Source organism: Pseudomonas sp. NPDC087690 (genome assembly GCF_044743175.1).
Taxonomy (GTDB): Bacteria; Pseudomonadota; Gammaproteobacteria; order Pseudomonadales; family Pseudomonadaceae; genus Aquipseudomonas.
In genome coordinates this window covers 13,778-34,607 of sequence record NZ_JBIUVX010000048.1, presented here as the reverse complement: position 1 = coordinate 34,607, position 20,830 = coordinate 13,778, and the positions used below count along the sequence as shown (strand labels likewise).

The following is a 20,830-nucleotide window of genomic DNA, read 5'->3' as shown; positions in this document are numbered from 1 at the left end:
ATGAGGTTTTAACAATGGCTGAACGTCTGAATAACGACTTCCAGTTCATCGATGTCGGGCGCAAAGATCCGAAGAAGAAACTGTTGCGTCAACGCAAGAAAGAGTTCGTCGAAATCTACGAACCGTTCAAACCCCAGCAGTCGGCCGATCAGGCCCACCGCTGCCTGGGTTGCGGCAACCCGTATTGCGAATGGAAGTGCCCGGTGCACAACTTCATTCCCAACTGGCTCAAATTGGTGGCCGAAGGCAACATCCTTCAGGCCGCCGAGCTGTCGCACCAGACCAACACCCTGCCGGAAGTCTGCGGCCGGGTGTGTCCGCAGGATCGTCTGTGCGAGGGTGCCTGCACCTTGAACGACGGTTTCGGCGCGGTGACCATCGGTTCGGTCGAGAAGTACATCACCGATACCGCATTCGCCATGGGCTGGCGCCCGGACATGTCCAAGGTCAAGCCGACCGGCAAACGTGTCGCGATCATCGGTGCAGGTCCGGCGGGTCTCGGTTGTGCCGACGTGCTGGTGCGTGGTGGCGTGACCCCGGTGGTGTTCGACAAGAACCCGGAAATCGGTGGCTTGCTGACCTTCGGCATCCCCGAGTTCAAGCTGGAAAAGACCGTGCTGAGCAATCGTCGCGAAGTCTTCACCGGCATGGGCATCGAGTTCCGCCTGAACACCGAAGTCGGCAAAGACGTGACCATGGAGCAACTGCTCGCCGAATACGATGCAGTGTTCATGGGCATGGGCACCTACACCTACATGAAGGGCGGCTTTGCCGGTGAGGATCTGCCGGGCGTTTATGACGCACTGGATTTCCTGATCGCCAACGTCAATCGCAACCTGGGCTTTGAAAAGTCGCCGGAAGATTTCGTCGACATGAAAGGCAAGAAGGTCGTGGTCCTTGGTGGCGGCGACACGGCGATGGACTGCAACCGCACGTCGATCCGTCAGGGCGCCAAGTCGGTGACCTGCGCTTATCGTCGTGACGAAGCGAACATGCCCGGCTCGCGCAAAGAGGTGAAGAACGCCAAGGAAGAAGGCGTGAAATTCCTCTACAACCGCCAGCCGATCGCCATCGTCGGCGAAGACAAGGTTGAAGGCGTCAAAGTGGTCGAGACCCGTCTCGGCGAACCGGACGCCCGTGGCCGTCGCAGCCCCGAGCCGATCCCGGGCTCCGAAGAGATCATCCCGGCCGACGCCGTGGTCATCGCCTTCGGTTTCCGCCCGAGCCCGGCGCCGTGGTTCGAACAGTTCGAGATCCAGACCGACAGCCAGGGCCGCGTCGTTGCGCCTGAGCAAGGTCAGTACAAGCACCAGACCAGCAACCCGAAAATCTTCGCCGGTGGCGACATGGTGCGCGGTTCCGACCTGGTGGTGACGGCCATCTTCGAAGGCCGCAACGCCGCCGAAGGGATCCTTGATTACCTGGGCGTCTAAAAAACAACGCAATACTTTGTAGGAGTGAGCCTGCTCGCGATGGCGGTAGATCAGTCACCTGATGCATTGACTGATACTCCGCTATCGCGAGCAGGCTCACTCCTACAGTTGTTTTTGGGTGCTGCAAAATCTGCATTCCAACGCAATAAATTGACCCGATAGACAAAAGGCTGACCTGCATCCGTGCCTTTTGCGTCGCGCTCTGAGAAAATGCCCGCACTTTTTTTCCGGATGCCGACATGACTGCCCTGAAGAACGACCGTTTCCTCCGCGCCCTGCTCAAGCAACCGTAGACGTCACCCCGGTGTGGATGATGCGTCAAGCCGGCCGCTACCTGCCGGAATACCGCGCCAGCCGCGCCCAGGCCGGTGATTTCATGAGCCTGTGCATGAATCCGGAATTCGCCTGCGAAGTCACGATGCAACCGCTCGACCGCTATCCACAACTGGACGCGGCGATCCTCTTTTCCGACATCCTCACCATCCCCGACGCCATGGGCCAAGGCCTGTACTTCGAGACTGGTGAAGGCCCGCGCTTCAAGAAAGTCGTAAGCACCCTTGCTGATATCGAAGCCCTGCCGATCCCTGATCCACACAAAGACCTCGGCTACGTGATGGACGCGGTGAGCACCATCCGTCGCGAGCTGAACGGTCGTGTGCCGCTGATCGGCTTCTCCGGCAGCCCGTGGACCTTGGCGACCTACATGGTCGAAGGCGGCTCGTCGAAAGACTTCCGCAAGACCAAAGCGATGCTCTACGACAACCCGCAGGCCATGCACCTGCTGCTGGATAAACTGGCGCAGTCGGTGACCTCATACCTCAACGGCCAGATCATGGCCGGCGCACAAGCGGTGCAGATCTTCGATACCTGGGGCGGCAACCTGTCGGCGGCGGCGTACCAGGAGTTCTCGCTGGCCTACATGAAGAAAATCGTCAGCGGCCTGATCCGCGAGCACGACGGTCGCAAAGTGCCGGTGATCCTCTTCACCAAGAACGGCGGCCTGTGGCTGGAAAGCATCGCCGAGGCTGGTGCCGACGCATTGGGCCTGGACTGGACCTGCGACATCGGCAACGCCCGCGCCCGTGTCGGCGACAAGGTTGCCCTGCAGGGCAACATGGATCCGACCGTGCTTTACGCAAAACCGGAAGCGATCCGCACTGAAGTCGGGCGCATTCTGGCCAGCTACGGCAAGGGCAGCGGGCACGTGTTCAATCTGGGTCATGGCATCACGCCAGAGGTTGATCCGGAGCATGCCGGCGCGTTCCTGCGTGCGGTGCATGAGCTGTCTGCGCAGTATCACGAGTGATCGCCACACCATAAAAAACGCCCGGCTAAATGCCGGGCGTTTTTGTTTGCACGATTCAATGTCGGACACAGATCAATTGTAGGAGTGAGCCTGCTCGCGATAGCGGTGTGTCAGCCAGTACGTTCAGCGACTGACTCACCGCTATCGCGAGCAGGCTCACTCCTACAGGGTTTTTGTGTCAGGCTTTGACACTCTGCAGCGGCGGCAACTTCGCCAGCTTCAACGCCACCAGCAGCGCAATCAGCAACAACGAACCGATAAACAACCCAATCCCGTTCCACCCGCCCAAATGCCAGAACACCCCACCCGCCGTCCCGGCAATGCTCGACCCGGCGTAATAACTGAACAGGTACAACGACGACGCCTGGCCCTTGGCCTTGGTCGCGCGACGGCCGATCCAGCTGCTCGCCACCGAGTGCGCGCCAAAGAAGCCAAAGGTGAAGATCAACATGCCGACGATTACCAGCAACAGCGGCGTAAACATCGTCAACGCAAGACCGGCAAACATCAGCGCAATGGTCGCCCACAGCACCTTGCGTCGTCCCAGCTTGTCCGCCAGTGAACCAATCTTCGCCGAACTGTAGATCCCCGACAGGTAAACCACCGACAGCAAGCCCACGAACACCTGATCGAGGTTGTACGGCGCCGCGAGCAAGCGATAACCGATGTAGTTGAACAACGTGACGAACGCGCCCATCAGCAGGAACGCTTCAAGAAACAGCAGCGGTAAACCGGCATCGCGAAAGTGCATGGTGAAACCGTCGAGCAGGCTGCGCGGGTGCAGCGAACGCGAGCGGAAGTTGCGTGATTCCGGGAGGATCTTCCAGAACACCGCCGCGGCAATCATCGCCAGGCCACCGATCACCAGCATCGCCGTGTGCCAGCTGACGAAGTCGATCAACACACCGGTGATCAAGCGCCCGCTCATCCCGCCAATCGCGTTGCCGCCGATGTACAAACCCATCGCCAGGCCGATGTGTTGCGGATGAATTTCTTCACTCAGATACGTCATTGCCACCGCCGCCAGTCCGCTCAGCGACAGCCCGATCAGCGCGCGCATGATCAGCACACCTTCCCAACTCGGCATCATTGCACTGGCCATGGTGCACAGCGCCGCCGCGAACAGCGCGGTCACCATCACCGGTTTGCGCCCGACCCGATCGGAAATCGGCCCGGTGATCAGCAGGCCGATGGCGAGCATGCCGGTGGCTACCGAGAGGATCAGGCTGCTTTGCGCCGCGTTGATTCCGTACTCGTGGGACAACAGCGGCATCATCGGCTGCACGCAGTAGAGCAGAGCAAACGTCGCGAACCCGCCGCTGAACAGCGCCAGCACCGTGCGCATGAACATCGGTGTGCCTTTTTCGATGTAGATTTCTTGCAGCTCGGCGACGACATCGTCGGCTGCAGCAGGCGGGACTTCATGGGCTAAGGGCGCAACAGCAGTTTTCACTTCAGACCTCGGAGGGCACGGCCAGGCAGGCAATGAAAAAATCATATAGCTGGCTAATGTTTCTATCCAATATATTGTTCGACCTGTTTGATAGCTTTTACGACCTAATGGGATATCCATGGAATTTCGTCATCTGCGCTACTTCATCGCCGTCGCCGAAGAACTGCATTTCGGCCGCGCCGCACAGGTGCTGGGTATCTCCCAGCCGCCGCTGAGCCAGCAGATTCAGGCGCTGGAACAGGAAGTCGGCGCGCGACTGTTTGAGCGGACCAACCGTCGAGTCGAACTGAGTGAGGCTGGCCGCTTGTTTCTTGAAGAGGCGCGGTTGGTGCTGGCCCAGGTCGATAAAGCGGCGGACGTCGCGCGACGTGCGCAGTTGGGGGAATTGGGCGAGTTGAAGATTGGTTTTACCTCGTCGGCGCCGTTCAACTCGACGATTCCGCAGGCGATCTTTGCCTTTCGTCAGCGCTTTCCGGCGGTGCACCTCAACTTGCGCGAGATGAGCAGCACGATGGTCGCAGATGCGTTAGTGGATCAGTCGATCGAGGTGGGGATCATGCGTCCGCTGGGGTTGCCGGATTCGCTGAGCGTGGTCGAGTTGATGAGTGAGCCGCTGGTCGCGGTGCTCGGTTCCAAGCATCCGCTGGCGCAGGGCAGTGAAGAAGGGCTGTTCCTCTCGGCGCTGGCGCTGGAGCCGTTCGTGTTCTTTCCGCGCAGTTACGGCAGCGGGTTGTATGCGCAGTTGCTCAGCCTGGCGCGGGATGCCGGGTTCAGCCCGCACTTTGCGCAAGAGGCTGGGGAGGCGATGACCATCATCGGTCTGGTCGCAGCGGGGCTGGGAGTATCGGTGCTGCCGGCGTCCTACCAGCGGATGCGCATCGATGGCGTGGTCTATCGACCGTTGCTCGATCCGGAGGCGGTGTCTGCAGTGTGGCTGGTACAGCGCAAGGATCAGAAATCGCCGATGGCCAAGGCGTTTGTCGACCTGCTCACGCGCAAGGTCGAGTCCGCCTAACAGATCGCAGCCTTCGGCAGCTCCTGTATTGATCCCTGTAGGAGCTGCCGCAGGCTGCGATCTTTTGATCTTGCCGTTATGGCAACCGCACCAGATCCCCCTTCAACGCCACCCGCGTGACAAAAATCCCTGCCCGGCACTCGTACGTATTCAAATCCTTGCGCACATGCTGGTCGTAGTAACTGACGATATTGACCACCGCATTCGCCCCGACCCGCTTGGCATCGGCCTGCAACTTGATCAGATTCGACTGCAGCACCCATTCGCAGGAATCGTGATCGCTCTTGTTGAAACCATTGGTGCTCAGATCACTGATCACACCACGGCGCAACAACTGCTGAGTGCCCTGCGGCCCGTTGCCGACCAGATAAAACCTCACACTGCCATCCAGCCGACCTGCGCGAATCGCGTCCGACAGCACGGTTTCGAATGGCATATACATGAGGTTGGTGGCGTGGCTGGCGCTCGGCAGCAGAGCGAAAAGCGTGGCGGCAATCAGGGCTTTCACTTGCATGGGTCATCTCCTTGACGTCCTGGCACATTGGTTAAATCGTTTTCCCTAACAAGCGAGTGTAGACAGGGTGTATCACTTGCAAACAAATCCAGTTTGGGCGAATGTAGCTCATGAGCTACGATCGGTCGTATGACTGAAATTCTTCGAAGTTCAACATTCTCCAGTTGGCTCCTGAAGCTGACTGATAGTCGCGCCAGGATGCGAATTCATGCGCGAATTGACCGCATGGCCGATGGAAATCTTGGCGATGTGAAAATCATCGGAGAGGGAATAGTCGAGGCCCGAATCGACTACGGCCCGGGGTATCGGGTTTATTTCATACAGCAGGGTCGTCAATTGATCATCCTCCTATGCGGAGGAGATAAAAGCAGTCAATCTCGAGACATCAAACAAGCCAGGCTACTAGCGAAGTCTTGGCAGGAGCAAAATCCATGACCGAAAAATTCACTCGCTGGGACTCTGCCGAGTACCTCAAGACAGAAGAGGACATGGCTAACTATCTGGATGCTTGCATGGAAGAGGCGGGGGATGACCCTGCTTTCATCGCCAAGGCGCTTGGTACCATTGCTCGGGCACGTGGCATGACACAAGTCGCAAGAGATGCGGGTCTTTCTCGCGAGAGTCTTTATCGTGCATTGTCAGGCGAAGGAAATCCTGAGTTTGGAACAATTCTGAAAGTCATCAGAGCGTTAGGTCTGAAGCTGCACGCCAGCACATGAAACAAAATGACAAAGGGCGCCCAAAGGCGCCCTTTGTCGTTTCTGGCGTTTACTGAACCTTCGCCAGGTCACCCTTCAACGCAACACCCGCCATGATCGCGCCGGCGTGGCATTCGTAGGTCTGCGCATCCTTGCGCTCGTTGCTCTTGTAGAAGCTGACGATGTTGGTCACGGCATTGGCGCCGGCGCTTTTCGCGGCCTGGTGCAGGCTGATGATGGCCGACTGTGCAACCCATTCGCAGGCTTCTGCATCGGACTTGTTGAAGGCGTTGGTCTTCTTGTTGGTCACGGCGCCGGGGCTGATGACGCTGACTTTGCCGGCCGGGGTGTTGCCGGCCAGATAGAACTTCACGCTGCCATCGATTTTGCCGGAGCGGGTGGCTTCGGCGACGGCTTTGTCGAATGGCAGGTAAACCGCCGTGTCACGGGCCTGGCTGACCGCAGGCAAGGCGCAGAGCAGCAGGGTGGTGATAGCAAGTTTCTTGAAGTGCATGGAGGTCTCCTTGACCTGGATTAATTCGGTTGTGACCAGCGGCGGAAAATCAACGAGGTGTTGACCCCACCAAAAGCGAAGTTGTTGTTCATCACGTAGTCATGGTGCATCTGACGGAATTCGCCGCGCAGATAGTCGAGCTTGCCGCAGTGCGGATCGACTTCCTCGAGGTTGAACGTGTGCACATACTGGTCGCGGTTCATCATCTCGATGCTGAACCACGACTCCAGCGCCCCGCAGGCGCCGAGGGTGTGGCCGAGGAAGCTCTTCTGCGAGCTGATCGGCATGCGTTCACCGAACAGGCTGCTGGTCGCCAGTGTTTCGGCAATGTCGCCCTGTTCTGTCGCAGTGCCGTGGCCGTTGACATAGCCGATGGCGTCCGGTGTCAGTCCGGCGTCTTCCAGCGCCAGTTCCATGGCGCGGCGCATGGTCACCTGCTCCGGGCGGGTGGTGTGCTGGCCGTCGGCGTTGCTGCCGAAACCGACGAGCTCGGCGTGGATGCGCGCGCCGCGCGCGAGGGCATGCTCCAGTTCTTCGAGGACCAGCATGCCGCCGCCTTCACCAATGACCAGGCCGTCGCGGCCCTTGTCGTAAGGGCGCGGACTGGTTTGCGGGGCATCGTTTTTCAGGCTGGTGGCGTACAGCGCGTCGAAGACCATGGCTTCGGTCGGGCAGAGTTCTTCGGCGCCGCCGGCGAGCATCAGCGGCAGGCGACCGAACTTGATTGCCTCGTAGGCGTAACCGATGCCCTGGCTGCCGCTGGTACAGGCGCTGGACGTCGGGATCAAACGCCCGGTGAGGCCGAAGAAGATGCTGATGTTGGCGGCGGTGGTGTGCGGCATCATCCGCACATAGGAGTTGGCGTTCAGCCCCTCGGCCACCGAATTGAGCAACATGTTGCCGAACGCTTTGATTTCGTCGGTGCTGCCGGTGGACGAGCCGCAGGCCACGCCCATGCGCCCGTCCTTGATCGATTCGTCGCCCAGCAGACCGGCGTCAGCCAAGGCTTTTTCTGCGGCACCGACCGCTAGCCGTGAAACCCGGCCCATGCTGCGCAGTTGTTTGCGTGTCCAGTGCGCGGGGACGACGAAATCATCTATAGGCCCAGCCAGGCGGGTGTTGAGTTCGCTGAAACGATCCCACTCGTCCATCCGGCGGATGCCGCTGCGGTTGGCCGCGAAGTTGCCGGCGATGGTTGCCCAGTCGCTGCCCAGCGAGGTGATGCCGGCCATGCCGGTGACGACGACGCGCTTCATCAGCACAAGCCTCCGTTGACCGCCAGAACCTGGCGGGTGATGTACGAGGCTTCCGCCGACATCAGGAAATTCACCGCACCGGCCACCTCTTCAGGGGTGCCCATGCGCTGCGCGGGGATCATTTTCATCAGTTCTTCCACCGGCACGTTGTCGTCGAGCATCGCCGTGTCGATCAGGCCCGGCGCGACGCAGTTCACGGTGATTTTGCGCTTGCCCAGTTCAATCGCCAATGCCTTCGCGGCGCCGATCACGCCGGCTTTCGAGGCGCTGTAGTTGACCTGGCCACGGTTGCCGATCAGCCCCGACACCGAAGTGATGCAAACAATGCGACCGGCGGCGCGGCGGCGGATCATCGGCATCATCACCGGGTGCAGGACGTTGTAGAAACCGTCGAGGTTGGTGCGCAAAACCACGTCCCAATCGTCGTCACTCAGGGCGGGGAATGCGCCGTCACGGGTCAGCCCGGCATTCAACACCACGCCGTAATAGGCACCGTGAGTTTCGACGTCGGCTTCGAGAATGGCTTTGCAGGTTTCGCGCTCGGCGACATCGAATTGCAGAATCCGCGCCTTGCGGCCCAACGCTTCGATTTCAGCCTGCACGGCTTGTGCTTCGGCCATGCCGCTGCGGCAATGCAGGACGATATCGTGCCCGGCCTGCGCCAGACGCAGGGCAATAGCGCGGCCAATGCCACGGCTGGAGCCGGTGACCAATACGGATTCAGTCATCGTTCGACTCCTTTTTTTGTACAAGATAAGCAGCCGCTTGCGGCGGCCGAAACACATTCAATCGGGCAGTCGCTTCGATGCCGGGTGCGCTGATATGGCATTCGAAAACGCCCATGCCATTGTCATCTTCCAGCGAGCGAATGCCATGAATGGTCAATTCGCTCCCCGCTGGAAACGCGTCGACGTTGCACTCGAATTTGCGTGTGCCGAGCAGAAAACCCAATTCCACCGGATTGCCTTGCTGTCGCGCATGGCAACCGGCGAAGGCAGCGACGCTTTGCGCCATCAACTCGATGCCGACCCACGCCGGCAAGCTGCCGTCGGGCAGGTTGAACAAACCCTCAGGCCTGACCGTGAGCGTTGTATGGATCTGTTCATCGTCGAAGCTTGTGATGCTGTCGATCAGGATCATGTCGCCCGCATGGGGCAGCAGCTCGGCGAGCGGCCAGTCAATCATGGGGCGTCTCCGATAATCAGGCTGACGTTGTTGCCGCCGAAGGCAAACGAGTTGCTCATCAGGTAGCGGGGTGCAATGGACGTCAGGCGTTCGTTTGCGGTCACCCACTTCAGAGGCGGCAGCGCCGGGTCGGCCTGGCCGTCCCAGACGTGCGGGGGCAAAACGTGAGCGCGATTGTCAGCGCTGAGGCTCAACCAGCAGAACGCGGCTTCCAGCGCGCCGGCAGCGCCGAGGGTATGGCCGCTCATCGGTTTGGTCGACGAACACGCCACGCCTTCGGGAAACAACGCCGCGACCGCCAGACTTTCCATGGCGTCGTTGTGTTGGGTGGCGGTGCCGTGCAGGTTCAGATAGTCGATTTGTGCAGCGTGCAGCTGGGCACGGCTCAAGGCTTTCTGCATCGCTTGCAGGGCGCCGCGACCGCTCGGTTCAGGCGCGGAAATATGGTGCGCGTCGGAGCTGGCCCCGGCACCGAGCAGGGCGATGGCCGGGCCGTCGCCCGGTTGTCTGCTCATCACGAACAGCACCGCGGCCTCGCCGATATTGATGCCGTTGCGATTAGCCGAAAACGGATTGCAGCGCTCGTCCGACACCGCTTCCAGCGATGAAAAACCGTTGAGAGTCAGTTTGCACAAACTGTCGACACCACCGCACAGCACCGCATCGCACAGGCCCAGATCCAACAGGCGTTGAGCGCTCATCAAGGCCCGGGCGCTGGAGGTGCAAGCGGTAGAAATCACATAGGTCGGGCCGCTGAGCTGCAGCCAGTCGGCGAGAAAATTCGCCGGCGCGCCGAGTTCCTGCTGGCGGTAGTCGTATTCGCTGGGGAATTGCTGCTCGCGGATGTAGTGCGCCAGCCCACGGCTGGCTTCGTCGATGCCCGAGGTGCTGGTGCCGAGCACCACGCCAATGCGCTCACGCCCGTAGGTGCGGATTGCCTGATCGATGTCATCGCGAATCTGCAGCGCGGCTTCGAGCAACAACTGATTGTTGCGGCTGCTCTGCTCGGCGAGTGCTGCTGGAATCGCTGCCAGTTCACCGTGCACGGCAGCCACCGGCAAATCACGCTCCGCGACCCAGCCGGATTCGTGGCGCATACCCGAGCAGTCGCCCGCGAACAGGTTGCGGGCAACTTCAGACTTGTCGCGACCCAGCGCACAAATGACGCCGAGGGCATTCAGATAAGCGGTCATGGCGTCGATTCACCGAGCGGAGAAACGCGATAGTGCGGGCCTTGGGGCAGGTTCAATTCGAAGCTCAACGGTTGTGCATAACGGATGTCCCAGCGCGCCGGCAGGGTACGTTGCCCAGCTTGTTGTTGCGCAGTGGGGTAATTGCGCAGCAATTCGCCGGACGGAGTCAGGGCGAACAACAGCGCAGCGAACAGTTCCCGGGCTTCCGGGTTCGGCGGCAGCAGACCATCGGCCTGCCAATGCCCATCGATCAATTGCTGACGCGCCTGCGGGATACCCAGTGGATCCATCATCGACCAGCGGATGCCCGGGCCTTCGCGCTGGATCACCAGCAGCCAGTCCTGACGCTGATCCGCCTGATTACGTTCGATGTGCAACTGCAGCGGTAGCGGCAGTGTTGGATTGCCCACCGGCAACGGGGCCTGGCTGGCGCAGGCACTCAGCAGAAAAAATACACCGATCATCACCAGTCGCAGCACTGCGGTCACTGTAGGAGTGAGCCTGCTCGCGATAGCGGTCATGGATTCACAATACAGGTTGGCTGACCCACCGCTATCGCGAGCAGGCTCACTCCTACAAGGATTTGTGTACATCAGGAAACCTCTGTCAGCGGCTTGCGCGCGACGACGTTGACCAACGTCTCTTCACGCTGCCCAAACGGCTTCGGCTTGCGTAACCCAAACCGCTCCAGCAAGCCAAAATCCTTCGACCGGCTCCACCACAGATACGGGTACGAGACGTTGCGCTCGGTAAAATCAAACCCTTGCCCGCGAATCATCTCCAGGTACTGCGCCGCACTCTTTTGTACATGCATCGGATGGCGGAACAACCAGCGGATCACCCAGGTATCAATGTAGGCCTCGGTGGACTCGGCGAACAGCAGATACCCACCAGGCTTGAGCACACGATAAAACTCGGCCAGCGCTTTTTCCTGCTCGACCAGATGATGAAAGGTCTGGTGACAGAACAGCAGATCGACGCTGGCGTCCGGCACATTGAGCGTCGCGCAATCGCTGCCGATCAGTTCAACATCGAGACCCAGACGCGCCGCTTCTTCGCCGCTCAACTCAAGACTGTGCGGATCGGCGTCAATGCCGATCAAGCGCTGTGGCACGAAGGTCTGGCGCAGATGGGCGAACGACTTGCCCTGGCCGCAACCGGCATCGAGCAACACCGGGTTCTGTGGCAGCGACTCACTGAACAGCCCACGCAAATCGTTGATCGCCACGCGCAATACATGATGCTGCCAGGTGTGGCTGCGCAGGAACCAGAAACCGAAGCGGGTTTCCTCGACGTAGCTGTCGCTCAAGTAATTCATGTGGCGTCCTTTGCACAGAGTTCGGAGATCATTTTCAGACGACGCCGCGCTTCGCTGACGAACGGATTGCGCTCATCCCAGGCATAACCGGCGAGGATCGAGCAGATCATCCGGCGAATGTCTGCCTGACTGTCTTCGTAAAAAATCACGTCCTGAAAGGTGCCGGCGTACCAGCCCTCGACATAGCAGCGGAAGGTGTCGACGCCGCGCTTCAGCGGTTCGGCGAACTCGCTTTGCCAGTCGACCGTTTCGCCCTGCAACTGCCGGTGCAGCACGGCAGCGGCCATGCTCGCCGAGCGCATGGCGATGGTCACGCCGGAAGAGAACACCGGGTCGAGAAATTCCGCTGCATTGCCGAGCAAGGCGAAGCCCGGCCCGTGCAAGGTTTTCACGTTGGCCGCGTAGCCGCCGAGGGTGCGCGCCGGGGTGTCCCACACGGCGTTGTTCAGCACGCCGGCGAGGCTTGGCGTCTCGGCGATAAAGCTGCGCAGGCAGGCGTCGAGGTCGGCATCGCGACCGACGAAGTGTTCGGCGGCAGCGACCACGCCCACCGAACAACGACCGTTGCTGAACGGGATCGTCCAGAACCAGACATCGCGATGCTGCGGGTGGGTGGTGACGAGGATCTTTTCACGGTCGAACCCCGGGGTGTCGATGTGATCTTCGACGTGGGTGAACACCGCTTGGCGCACCGGAAAATTCGACGGTGCTTCCAGATCGAGCAAGCGCGACAGCACCCGGCCATAGCCGCTGGCATCAAGGACGAAATTCGCTTCGACGCGGTATTCGCTGCCGTCCTCGCGACGCACATCCAGCTGCGGTTTGGCCCGGTCGAAATCGACGCTGACGATGGCATCGCCATAGCGAATTTCGACGCCTTGCAGCGCCGCTTGATCGGCCAGCAGTTTGTCGAAATCGGCGCGCTGCACCTGGAACGTGGTCGGCTTGCCGTCGGTAAAGGTGTCGCTGAAATCGAACGCGCTGTAGCGCTCGCCCCAAGCGAAAGCCGCACCGGTCTTGCGCTGGAAGCCAGCGGCGTTGACGGCGTCAAGCATGCCGGCTTCTTCGACAAAGTCCAGGCAATGGCTGAGCAGGCTTTCACCGATGGAAAAGCGTGGAAAGTGCTGGCGCTCGATCACCAGGACATCGTGGCCCTTGCGCTTGAGCAACGCCGCAGCGATTGCGCCGGAAGGGCCGGCACCGATGATCACGACCTGACGGGATTCCATTTCAACGATTGGCACGCGAGCTCCGGGGCAAAGGGTTTTTCAGATTCATAGGCGCGCTGTGCAGGCCGATCAGGGCCGGTAGCAGCGTCGCGATCAGGCCCATCAGCATGAGCGCGAAATACAGCGCCGGGGTGATGAGCTGTTGTTGCAGCAGCAAATTGAGGAAGACGATTTCGCTCAGCCCACGGATGTTCAGCAGCACGCTCTCGCGCCAGCGGCTGGCGCCTGCGAACGAGGCGCCGGCCCAACCGAGGCCGAGCCAGTTGCCGAGCAGTTTACTGGCAATCGGCAAGAGCAGCAGCGTCGCCCATTGCGCCGCGCCGAGACTGGCCAAAGCGCTGTGCACATCGATTTGCACGATGCCGAAGGTGAGGATCAGCGGGATCGCGACCCACGTCTGCAAACGGCTCATCCAGCGCGCCGGCAACGGCAGCACCAGCGGCACTTTGAGTGCGGCCATGCACAGCAGATAGCCGATGCCGAAGATCAGCGCATTGAGTCTGTAATGCTCGGCCATCACCAACAGTGCGAAGAAGCCGAGGCTGTAGGTCAGCGGGCGGCGCACGCGGAACAGATGCAGCAACAACGGTACACAGGCGAGCCCCAGCGGTAGCAACAGGCTGCTCAGGTGCAGACTGCCTTGGGCGAGGCCGAACAGTGTCCAGCAGCTCAGATCGATGAGAATCGCGGTTTGCACCAGCCGCCGGGTGGCGGCGGGCGGGTAATCGATGTGACGCAGATACAGATACAGCACCGGGATCGCGGTAATCGCAAAGACCAGCCCGATTGCCAAAGAGCTGAGCCACGGTTGCGCAGGCAACAGCCAGTAAGCCGCTGCCAGACCGCAGACGAAGGGCACGACGAAGCTCGGTATGGCGATTTTCACACTCTGGCGATCCAGTTTCAGATCGATCACATCACTGAGGATATGCCCCAGGAGCAGGGCGAAACTCAGGCTGTAGAGGTTTTTCAGCCAGTCTGGAGCGATCAGTTGAGCGCCGCTGAGTTGCCAGCCCGGCTCGATCCAGAAATACATCAGCAGTGGCAAACCGAAGCTTGCGAGTAATAGTTGGCTGACAATCGGAATCAGACCGAAATGCCGACCGACATGGGTGGCCGTGACAAACAGCGCCAAGGCCAGCAGCCAAAAGGCAACGACCATCATGCTGCCGGCTCCGCAACAGTGGCACGGTGTTCGTGACGTCCGGCCCACGGTGCAAGCAGGAAGCTGAACGCCAGACCAAGGCTCACCGACAAACCGAAATTGCTGACGGCCGGCGTGCTCGACACTGCCAGCAGACCGAATGACAACCACGTCGTCACGGCGGCCAGCAACGTGCCGAGCAGGCTCACCGCCGCACCACCGACCTGCTCACGCATGAGGATCGCGTAGTCGACACTGATCGCCGTCACCAGCAGCAGACCGAACAGGCTGAACAGCGTCAGCGGCTGGCCGAGCCAGCCAAGACTGGCCAGGCTGCACAGCGCCGCCAGCAACGGCAGGGCAACGATGCGCAAGGCGCCGCCGAAGCCAAACGGCAGGATCAGCACCAGCACGATCAGCACGCAAGAGGCGAGCTTCAGTTCGGCCGCGCTGACCTGCGTGGCGGCGAACACTTCATTCAACTCCCCGAGACGATCGACCAGCATCACCCCCGGCAAATCCAGGGCCTGTATTCGTAGCAGAGCAGGGTTGTTCAAGCCTTGCAGGCTGGTTATCGCCGCCACGCCGTCTTCGGTCGGCCCCAGCCAGAGCATGCGATAGGGTTCGCCGAGCGGGCCGGCGAGCGCGGTGTCGATGTCTTCGGCGGGCACGGTCTGCAACTGTTGCAACTCGGTTTGCAGCGCGGCGAGCGGCACGCCGAGTTCTAGCAGCGGCTGCCAGTATTGCGGCAACTTGTTCAGCGCTGCGCGCACCTCTTCTTGCTGGCTCGGCGGGCTGACCAGTTGATCGAGAGCCAGATAGCCTTGCAGCTTGTCGAGATTGACCAGTTGTTGCAGGCGATCGCTCAACGCGGCCTGGCGTTCCAGCAGTTCTTGCTGATTGGCGCCGCGCACGAGGAAAAATTGACTGGTGGGTTGATAGCCGGTGATCCGCGCGATGGTCTGTGCTTCATCGGTCAGATGTTGCGGCGCACCGACCCACTGGCGGATGTCGTTCTTGCTTTGCAGTTGCACCAGACCGCCGACGCAGAAGGCGATCAGCAGCGCCAACAGCACCGGTGTGCGTACGCGCTCAAGGAGTTTTTCGCGTAGATTGACCAGGCGCTCGGCCAGATGCAGCGGCCATTGTGCGGGACGCAGTTCGACATTTTTCAGCAGTGCCGGCAGCAGGCACACCGCCGACAGATAAGCGCCGAGCAGCCCGGCGGCGGAGAACACCGCGATTTGCGTCAGCGCCGGGAACGGCGTCCACGCCAGCGCCAGATAGCCGATGGTGCTGGTGATCAGGCTCAGGGTCAGCCCGGGCAAGGTCAGACGCAAGGCCGGCCAACTGCGCCACGGCTTCAGGCTCCAGCTCTTCGACAGGTAGTGCAGCGGGTAATCCACTGCCACGCCGATCAGGCTGGAGCCGAGTACCAGCGTCATCACATGCATATGGCCGAACAGCGCTACACAGGCCACCGCGCCGAACAGCATGCCGACCAGCACCGGCACGAACGCCAGCAGCACGCGCCAGCGACGAAACGCCAACAGCAGCAACAGCAGAATGCCGACAGTGGCACCGCCGCCGACCCAGGTCATCTCGCGTGTCGCTTGCTGCTGACCATTGGCCGCGTACAGCAGGCCACTGGCGGCAAGCAATTGCACGTCGGCTTTCGCCGCTTGTTCACGGCTGTGCTTGAGCAGATCGGCCACTTGCAGCGGCAGGTTCATGTCGAAGGCATTGCCGGTGGTGCGCGCACGCAGCATGACCCAGCTCTTGCCGTCAGCATCGGCAACCAGTGCGCCGCTGCCGATGTCGAGTTGCACCGAACCATGCTGTGGCTGGCTGTTCTGGATGCGTGCGGTCAGGCCCAGCCAATCATCCTGATTCGGCACCAGACTGAACCCTGTGAACGGGTCGAACAGCGCCTGCACTCGCTGATGGATGAACACATCGGGATGTTCGGTGAGCAGTTGCTGATCGTCCGTCGACAACATCGCCAGGCGCCCCAGCAGCAGTTGCGTGCGCAGGGCCGGCAGGTCCGCTTGCAGGTTCCACTGCACTTTTTCGAACAGGCCGCTGGCCTGCCACTGTTCACCCAGCGTCTGCGCCATGGCCACGGCTTGCTGGCGATCGGCGTGGCCGACCAGCACCAGCATTTCGCGGTTGAGCGGTTCCTGCATACGCTGTTCGGCACGCAGTTCGAGAGCGTCCGGATTAGTGCCGGGTACCAGTTCCATCAGGTTCGCCGACAGCGGCGCACCGTCGCGCCACTGCCAGCCCGCCAGTGCGACGACGGCCAGCAGCAGGATCAGAAACAGCCAGGGCAGCCTGCGTTCACTCGGCGAAGTCATGTTGCTCCGCGTCGCTCAATGGTTGCCCGGCGGTGCTGTCCTGCATGCGCAGCACGGTGCTGTCGCCTTGGGTTTCCAGCAGTTCGATGGTTTGCACCAGCGTGCTGCCGTCAATGTTGATCTGGTTGAACACTTGCTTGAGCAACACCGAACGCGGTGTCAGCGTGAGTTTCCACTGCTGCGCGTCGCCGCTCAGGGCCAGTTCGAAATCCCGTTGCAGGCCGCTGCTGTCACCTTGCAACACGGCAAGGAACAAGCGGTTCTGCTCGGCCCCGGCGCTCTTGTTTGGCAGCAGCTGCCAACCATTGCCGTCACGGCGGGCGATGCCTTTGGCGCTGATGCGATAGTCCTGTTGCAGCGGGGTTTTCAGCAGCCACAGCAGGCCGTGATTTTTCGCCAGGACGAAGCTGCCCTTGCTGATCAGCGGTTGCGGCAGGGCGCGCAGGTGTTTTTCCTGGATGAACTGGCCGTGGATCACCTCCGGTTTCGCCAGTTGCTCACTGAGCTGTTGCAGGTCGAAGGCGTTGGCCAGTGTCGACATCGCCAGCAGCGCCAGCGCGCTCAGGCTTTTAGCAAAAACATTCATCGCAGCATCCTTTCCACGGCATCGGTGAAGACTTTTGGCGACGCCAGCTGCATCTCGCGGCTGCTGACTTCGACGGCGACCTGCACCGAGCTGGCGCGGGTCAGGCGCTCGCCGCTGTGCAGGTCGGTGATCAGATAGTTGATCTTCAGGCGGTTTTCCCATTCGACCAGACTGGCGCGCACATTCAGGCGCTGGCCAAACACCGCACCGCGTACGTAACGCAGTTGCAGGTCGATGATCGGCCAAGCGAACCCGGACTCGACCATGTGCGTGTAGTTGTGGCCGATCTTGTCCAGCAGCGCGCACCGCGCCACTTCGAGGTATTTGACGTAATGGCCATGCCAGACCACGTGCATGGTGTCGACGTCGAAAAACGGCACGAGGATTTCAGTGTCGGCGTGAAGCACTCCGGCGCTACGCATGCAGCCTCCAGTGTTGCGCGGCGATGCGTTGCAGACACAGGCGCAATTCGCCTTCCAGTGCGCGGTCTTCGATGACTGGCGGGAAGTCCTTGGCCAGTTCCTCGTGCATCGCTGCCAGCGACGGCGGCAACGGTCGCGCATCTTCGGCCTGACCGCGCAGCCATACGCCTTGGTTGGCGGCGAGCAGGGTAGCGGCGGCGACCTGTTCGGTCAGCTCCAGCACACGAATCGCATCGCGGGCAGCGATGGTGCCCATGCTCACCTTGTCCTGGTTGTGGCACTCGGTGGAGCGCGAGAACACGCTGGCCGGCATGGTGTTTTTCAGCGCTTCGGCGGTCCAGGCGCTGGTGCCGATCTGCACGGCTTTGAAGCCGTGGTTGATCATCGCGCGATCCGCTGGCGCGCCAGACAGATTGCTCGGCAGACCATGGTTGTAACGCTCATCGACCAGCAAGGCGAGCTGTCGATCCAGCAGATCGGCGACGTTGGCCACCAGATTCTTCAGGCTGTCCATGGCGAACGCGATATGGCCGCCGTAGAAGTGCCCGCCGTGCAACACGCGCTCGGCTTCGGCATCGATGATCGGGTTGTCGTTGGCGCTGTTCAGTTCGGTTTCGATGAACGAGCGCAGCCAGTTCAGGCTGTCGGCCAACACGCCGAGTACGTGCGGGGCGCAGCGCAGCGAATAGCGATCCTGCAAACGATGCAGCGGCGCAGTCGGCGCGTCGATCGCCAGATCCTTGCGCAGCCACGCGGCGACCTGCATTTGCCCCGGGTGCGGTTTGGCGGCGAACAGACGTTCGTCGAAGTGCTCCGGGTTGCCTTGCAGCGCGACCACGTTGAGCGCGGTGATGCGCGTGGCCAGTTGCAGCAGGTAGTCGGCGCGGGCAAAGGCCAGGCAGGCGAGGCCGGTCATCACGGCGGTGCCGTTCATCAGCGCCAGCGCTTCTTTCGGGCGCAGCACCAACGGCGTCCAGCCGAGTTCGCGGTGCACATCGGCAGCCTGGCGGCGCTCGCCACGGAACATCACTTCACGTTCGCCGGAGAGGGTGGCGGCAACGTAGGACAGCGGCGTCAGATCGCCGCTGGCGCCGACCGAACCTTCTTCCGGAATCAGCGGCAGGATGTCGTATTCGAGGAACGCGTGCAGACGCTCCAGCAGTTCCACGCGCACCCCGGACACGCCGTGGCACAACGACTGCAACCGCGCCGCCAGCACCGCGCGGGTGGCTTGCGCGTCGAGCAGTTTGCCCAGGCCGCAACCGTGGAAGGTGTAGAGATGACGCGGCAACGCTTCGACGTGATGCAACGGCACTGCGACCACGCAGGAGTCGCCGTAACCGGTGGTCACGCCGTAGATCACGCCTTCCTTGTCCAACAGCGAATCGAGGAACCGCGCGCCCTTGGCGATGCGCTCGCGATACTCGGCGTCGCTCTGCAGTTGCACGGGCGCCTGACGGTTGGCCAGGGCCAACACGTCTTCGATGCGCAAAGGGCGTTCGCCGAAGGTTACCGGCTCATGGGTTGGCGTCGTCATCGGTCTTCCAGAAAGGGTAAAAGTTGAACCATTGTTGCGGCGCTTCGAGGCAATAGTGACTCAGGCGCTGCGCATAGCGGGTGGCCCACTGATGAATGACCTGCTCGCGCTCGCTGCGCTTCCACACCACGGCGTCGGCGAAGGGCTCGAGGGTCAGGCGATAGTGACCGTCCGGTTGTTTCAGGCACATCAGCAGATTGACCGGGCATTTCAGCAGACCGGCCAGCAGCCACGGGCCCTGCGGGAACGGCGCCGGATGGCCGAGAAAGTCTACGGTCACACTTCGCCCGCCGTGCAGCGGCACGCGGTCGCCGGCAATCGCCAGCCACTCGCCGCGCTCCAGGCGTTCGTGCAGTTGCAGCATGATTACCGGGTCGAGTTCGCTGACCTGAATCAGGCGCAGATTGGTCGCCCCGGCTTCGCCGAGCAGGCGGTTGAATTGCTCGGCGTGCTTGGTGTGCACCAGCACATTCATGGTGACCTTTTCGCCGATCTCCGCCAGTGCGCGGCAGACTTCGAGATTGCCCAGGTGTGCGCCGACCAGCAGTTGCCCGCGACTGCCGCGCAATTGATTGCGTAACAATGCCGGGTCAATGATTTCGATCTGTTCGATGCTCAGCTTGCCGTTCCACACGTCGAGTTTGTCGAGCATCGAGTCGGCGAAGGCCATGAACTGGCCGAACACCCGCCAATGCGTCGGGCGCAAATCCTCGCGCTGATTCCAGTCGGCCAAGCGCTGCTGGTATTGCCAGGCACTGCGCCGGGCGGTGCGACCGAACAGGAAAAAGTACAGGACGATGCCGTACAGCAACGGGCTGAGCAGGCGTCTGCCCAGTACCTTGGCGGCGAACGCGGTGAATTTCATCAGCAGGAAGCTGCCGCGTTCTTCGCGGTCAGCCCAATGCTTCTTGTCGACCTCGTTGGTCATGCTCGCCACCGTCGCCAGAGGATCAGCGGAAAACGCAGCAACATGCCGAAGAACAGCCGCGTGTGCATGCTTGAAATCAGCGCGTTGTCGTGGAACAGGCGGAAGTGCGACACGCCATCCAGCGGGTAATGCACGCTGGTCTGCAACCAGCGCATCGGCTGATTGCGCCACGACAGGCGCACGAGAATGTCCGAATCGAAATCCATGCGCTTGCCGATTTTTGCCGAATCAATCACCGCCAGCGTCGAGGCCAGTGGATAAACGCGGAAACCGCACATCGAGTCGCGGATCTGCAGCGACAGTGTGTTGATCCAGACCATCATGTGGGTCAGGTAGCGTGCGTACAAGCGGCCTTTTGGCACGCTTTCATCGAACAGCGGATAACCGCAGATCAGCGCCTCGGGATGGGCGCGGGATTCATCGACGAAACGGGCGACATCGTGCAAATCGTGCTGACCGTCGGCATCGACCTGCAGTGCATGGGTGAAGCCCAGCAGCGCGGACTCGCGCAAACCGGTCATCACTGCACCGCCCTTACCCTGATTGGCGGTGAGGCGTACCAAATGCACCTTGTCGCGCTCGGCCAGAGTATCGAGCACCTTCGCGCAGGATTGGGTGCTGGCGTCGTCCACCAGAATGCACGGCAGGCCTTGGGCGAGCAGAGCGTCGACCACAGTGGCAATCGCGGTTTCGTGGTTGTAAACCGGGATAACGGCGCAGGGATTATGCATATCGACGATCC

Annotated in this window: 21 protein-coding genes and 1 pseudogene; 5 read left to right on the top strand and 17 right to left on the bottom strand. The window is 61.2% G+C overall.

Annotated elements, in window-relative coordinates; genetic code table 11:
• The first annotated feature begins 14 nt into the window (after nt 1-14).
• Nucleotides 15-1,433, top strand: coding sequence for an FAD-dependent oxidoreductase (locus ACIPIZ_RS26520; protein WP_007909438.1), 1,419 nt, complete (start codon nt 15-17; stop codon nt 1,431-1,433).
• 239 nt (nt 1,434-1,672) lie between these two features.
• Nucleotides 1,673-2,739, top strand: a pseudogene (gene hemE, locus ACIPIZ_RS26515) (uroporphyrinogen decarboxylase).
• Nucleotides 2,740-2,917: 178 nt separating this feature from the next.
• Here the strand turns inward: hemE and ACIPIZ_RS26510 are convergent.
• Complete coding sequence (locus tag ACIPIZ_RS26510; protein WP_401168381.1) at nt 2,918-4,192, bottom strand: MFS transporter; 1,275 nt, start codon at nt 4,190-4,192, stop codon at nt 2,918-2,920.
• 118 nt (nt 4,193-4,310) lie between these two features.
• On the opposite strand from ACIPIZ_RS26510, the gene ACIPIZ_RS26505 reads away from it, so the two are divergent.
• A complete protein-coding gene (locus tag ACIPIZ_RS26505) occupies nt 4,311-5,207 on the top strand; it encodes a LysR family transcriptional regulator (protein WP_150647771.1) in 897 nt (298 codons plus the stop codon).
• A 76-nt stretch (nt 5,208-5,283) separates the two neighbouring features.
• Here the strand turns inward: ACIPIZ_RS26505 and ACIPIZ_RS26500 are convergent, their stop codons facing one another.
• Entirely contained in the window at nt 5,284-5,721 is a 438-nt protein-coding gene (locus ACIPIZ_RS26500) for a hypothetical protein (RefSeq protein WP_064388861.1), read from the bottom strand.
• A gap of 129 nt (nt 5,722-5,850) precedes the next feature.
• On the opposite strand from ACIPIZ_RS26500, the gene ACIPIZ_RS26495 reads away from it, so the two are divergent.
• Both ACIPIZ_RS26495 and ACIPIZ_RS26490 read left to right on the top strand, forming a co-directional pair.
• Entirely contained in the window at nt 5,851-6,156 is a 306-nt protein-coding gene (locus tag ACIPIZ_RS26495) for a type II toxin-antitoxin system RelE/ParE family toxin (RefSeq protein WP_401168377.1), read from the top strand.
• Complete coding sequence (locus ACIPIZ_RS26490) at nt 6,153-6,440, top strand: addiction module antidote protein (protein WP_400775781.1); 288 nt, start codon at nt 6,153-6,155, stop codon at nt 6,438-6,440. Before ACIPIZ_RS26495 ends, ACIPIZ_RS26490 begins: the two co-directional genes overlap by 4 nt.
• A gap of 49 nt (nt 6,441-6,489) precedes the next feature.
• Here the strand turns inward: ACIPIZ_RS26490 and ACIPIZ_RS26485 are convergent, their stop codons facing one another.
• From ACIPIZ_RS26485 to ACIPIZ_RS26415, 15 genes are all read right to left on the bottom strand, one after another.
• Complete coding sequence (locus tag ACIPIZ_RS26485; RefSeq protein WP_105706012.1) at nt 6,490-6,933, bottom strand: excinuclease; 444 nt, start codon at nt 6,931-6,933, stop codon at nt 6,490-6,492.
• Nucleotides 6,934-6,953: 20 nt separating this feature from the next.
• Nucleotides 6,954-8,189, bottom strand: coding sequence for a beta-ketoacyl-ACP synthase (locus ACIPIZ_RS26480; RefSeq protein WP_105706010.1), 1,236 nt, complete (start codon nt 8,187-8,189; stop codon nt 6,954-6,956).
• Entirely contained in the window at nt 8,189-8,917 is a 729-nt protein-coding gene (gene fabG, locus ACIPIZ_RS26475) for a 3-oxoacyl-ACP reductase FabG (protein WP_064388857.1), read from the bottom strand. Before fabG ends, ACIPIZ_RS26480 begins: the two co-directional genes overlap by 1 nt.
• Entirely contained in the window at nt 8,910-9,374 is a 465-nt protein-coding gene (locus ACIPIZ_RS26470) for a hotdog family protein (RefSeq protein ID WP_122855550.1), read from the bottom strand. The genes fabG and ACIPIZ_RS26470 overlap by 8 nt, the downstream gene beginning before the upstream one ends.
• On the bottom strand, nt 9,371-10,567 hold the full coding sequence (locus tag ACIPIZ_RS26465) for a beta-ketoacyl-[acyl-carrier-protein] synthase family protein (protein ID WP_122855549.1): 1,197 nt from the start codon (nt 10,565-10,567) through the stop codon (nt 9,371-9,373). Before ACIPIZ_RS26465 ends, ACIPIZ_RS26470 begins: the two co-directional genes overlap by 4 nt.
• On the bottom strand, nt 10,564-11,031 hold the full coding sequence (locus tag ACIPIZ_RS26460; protein WP_401168384.1) for a hypothetical protein: 468 nt from the start codon (nt 11,029-11,031) through the stop codon (nt 10,564-10,566). The genes ACIPIZ_RS26465 and ACIPIZ_RS26460 overlap by 4 nt, the downstream gene beginning before the upstream one ends.
• 128 nt (nt 11,032-11,159) lie before the next feature.
• Entirely contained in the window at nt 11,160-11,885 is a 726-nt protein-coding gene (locus ACIPIZ_RS26455) for a class I SAM-dependent methyltransferase (RefSeq protein WP_064388854.1), read from the bottom strand.
• Nucleotides 11,882-13,129 (bottom strand): NAD(P)/FAD-dependent oxidoreductase, encoded by a 1,248-nt coding sequence (locus tag ACIPIZ_RS26450; protein WP_122855548.1) that lies wholly within the window; start codon nt 13,127-13,129, stop codon nt 11,882-11,884. Before ACIPIZ_RS26450 ends, ACIPIZ_RS26455 begins: the two co-directional genes overlap by 4 nt.
• A complete protein-coding gene (locus ACIPIZ_RS26445) occupies nt 13,116-14,279 on the bottom strand; it encodes a hypothetical protein (protein WP_064388852.1) in 1,164 nt (387 codons plus the stop codon). The genes ACIPIZ_RS26450 and ACIPIZ_RS26445 overlap by 14 nt, the downstream gene beginning before the upstream one ends.
• Nucleotides 14,276-16,615 carry an MMPL family transporter gene (locus ACIPIZ_RS26440; RefSeq protein WP_401168369.1) on the bottom strand — a complete coding sequence of 780 codons (2,340 nt, stop codon included), beginning with the start codon at nt 16,613-16,615 and terminating at the stop codon, nt 14,276-14,278. The genes ACIPIZ_RS26445 and ACIPIZ_RS26440 overlap by 4 nt, the downstream gene beginning before the upstream one ends.
• Complete coding sequence (locus tag ACIPIZ_RS26435; RefSeq protein ID WP_064388850.1) at nt 16,599-17,201, bottom strand: outer membrane lipoprotein carrier protein LolA; 603 nt, start codon at nt 17,199-17,201, stop codon at nt 16,599-16,601. Before ACIPIZ_RS26435 ends, ACIPIZ_RS26440 begins: the two co-directional genes overlap by 17 nt.
• Nucleotides 17,198-17,623 carry a thioesterase family protein gene (locus ACIPIZ_RS26430; protein WP_016983876.1) on the bottom strand — a complete coding sequence of 142 codons (426 nt, stop codon included), beginning with the start codon at nt 17,621-17,623 and terminating at the stop codon, nt 17,198-17,200. The genes ACIPIZ_RS26435 and ACIPIZ_RS26430 overlap by 4 nt, the downstream gene beginning before the upstream one ends.
• Nucleotides 17,616-19,160, bottom strand: a complete 1,545-nt coding sequence (gene hutH, locus ACIPIZ_RS26425) for a histidine ammonia-lyase (RefSeq protein ID WP_064388848.1) — start codon at nt 19,158-19,160, stop codon at nt 17,616-17,618. Before hutH ends, ACIPIZ_RS26430 begins: the two co-directional genes overlap by 8 nt.
• On the bottom strand, nt 19,141-20,088 hold the full coding sequence (locus ACIPIZ_RS26420) for a glycosyl transferase (RefSeq protein ID WP_105706000.1): 948 nt from the start codon (nt 20,086-20,088) through the stop codon (nt 19,141-19,143). The genes hutH and ACIPIZ_RS26420 overlap by 20 nt, the downstream gene beginning before the upstream one ends.
• Complete coding sequence (locus ACIPIZ_RS26415; protein WP_253480744.1) at nt 20,085-20,819, bottom strand: glycosyltransferase family 2 protein; 735 nt, start codon at nt 20,817-20,819, stop codon at nt 20,085-20,087. The genes ACIPIZ_RS26420 and ACIPIZ_RS26415 overlap by 4 nt, the downstream gene beginning before the upstream one ends.
• Nucleotides 20,820-20,830: the final 11 nt, after the last annotated feature.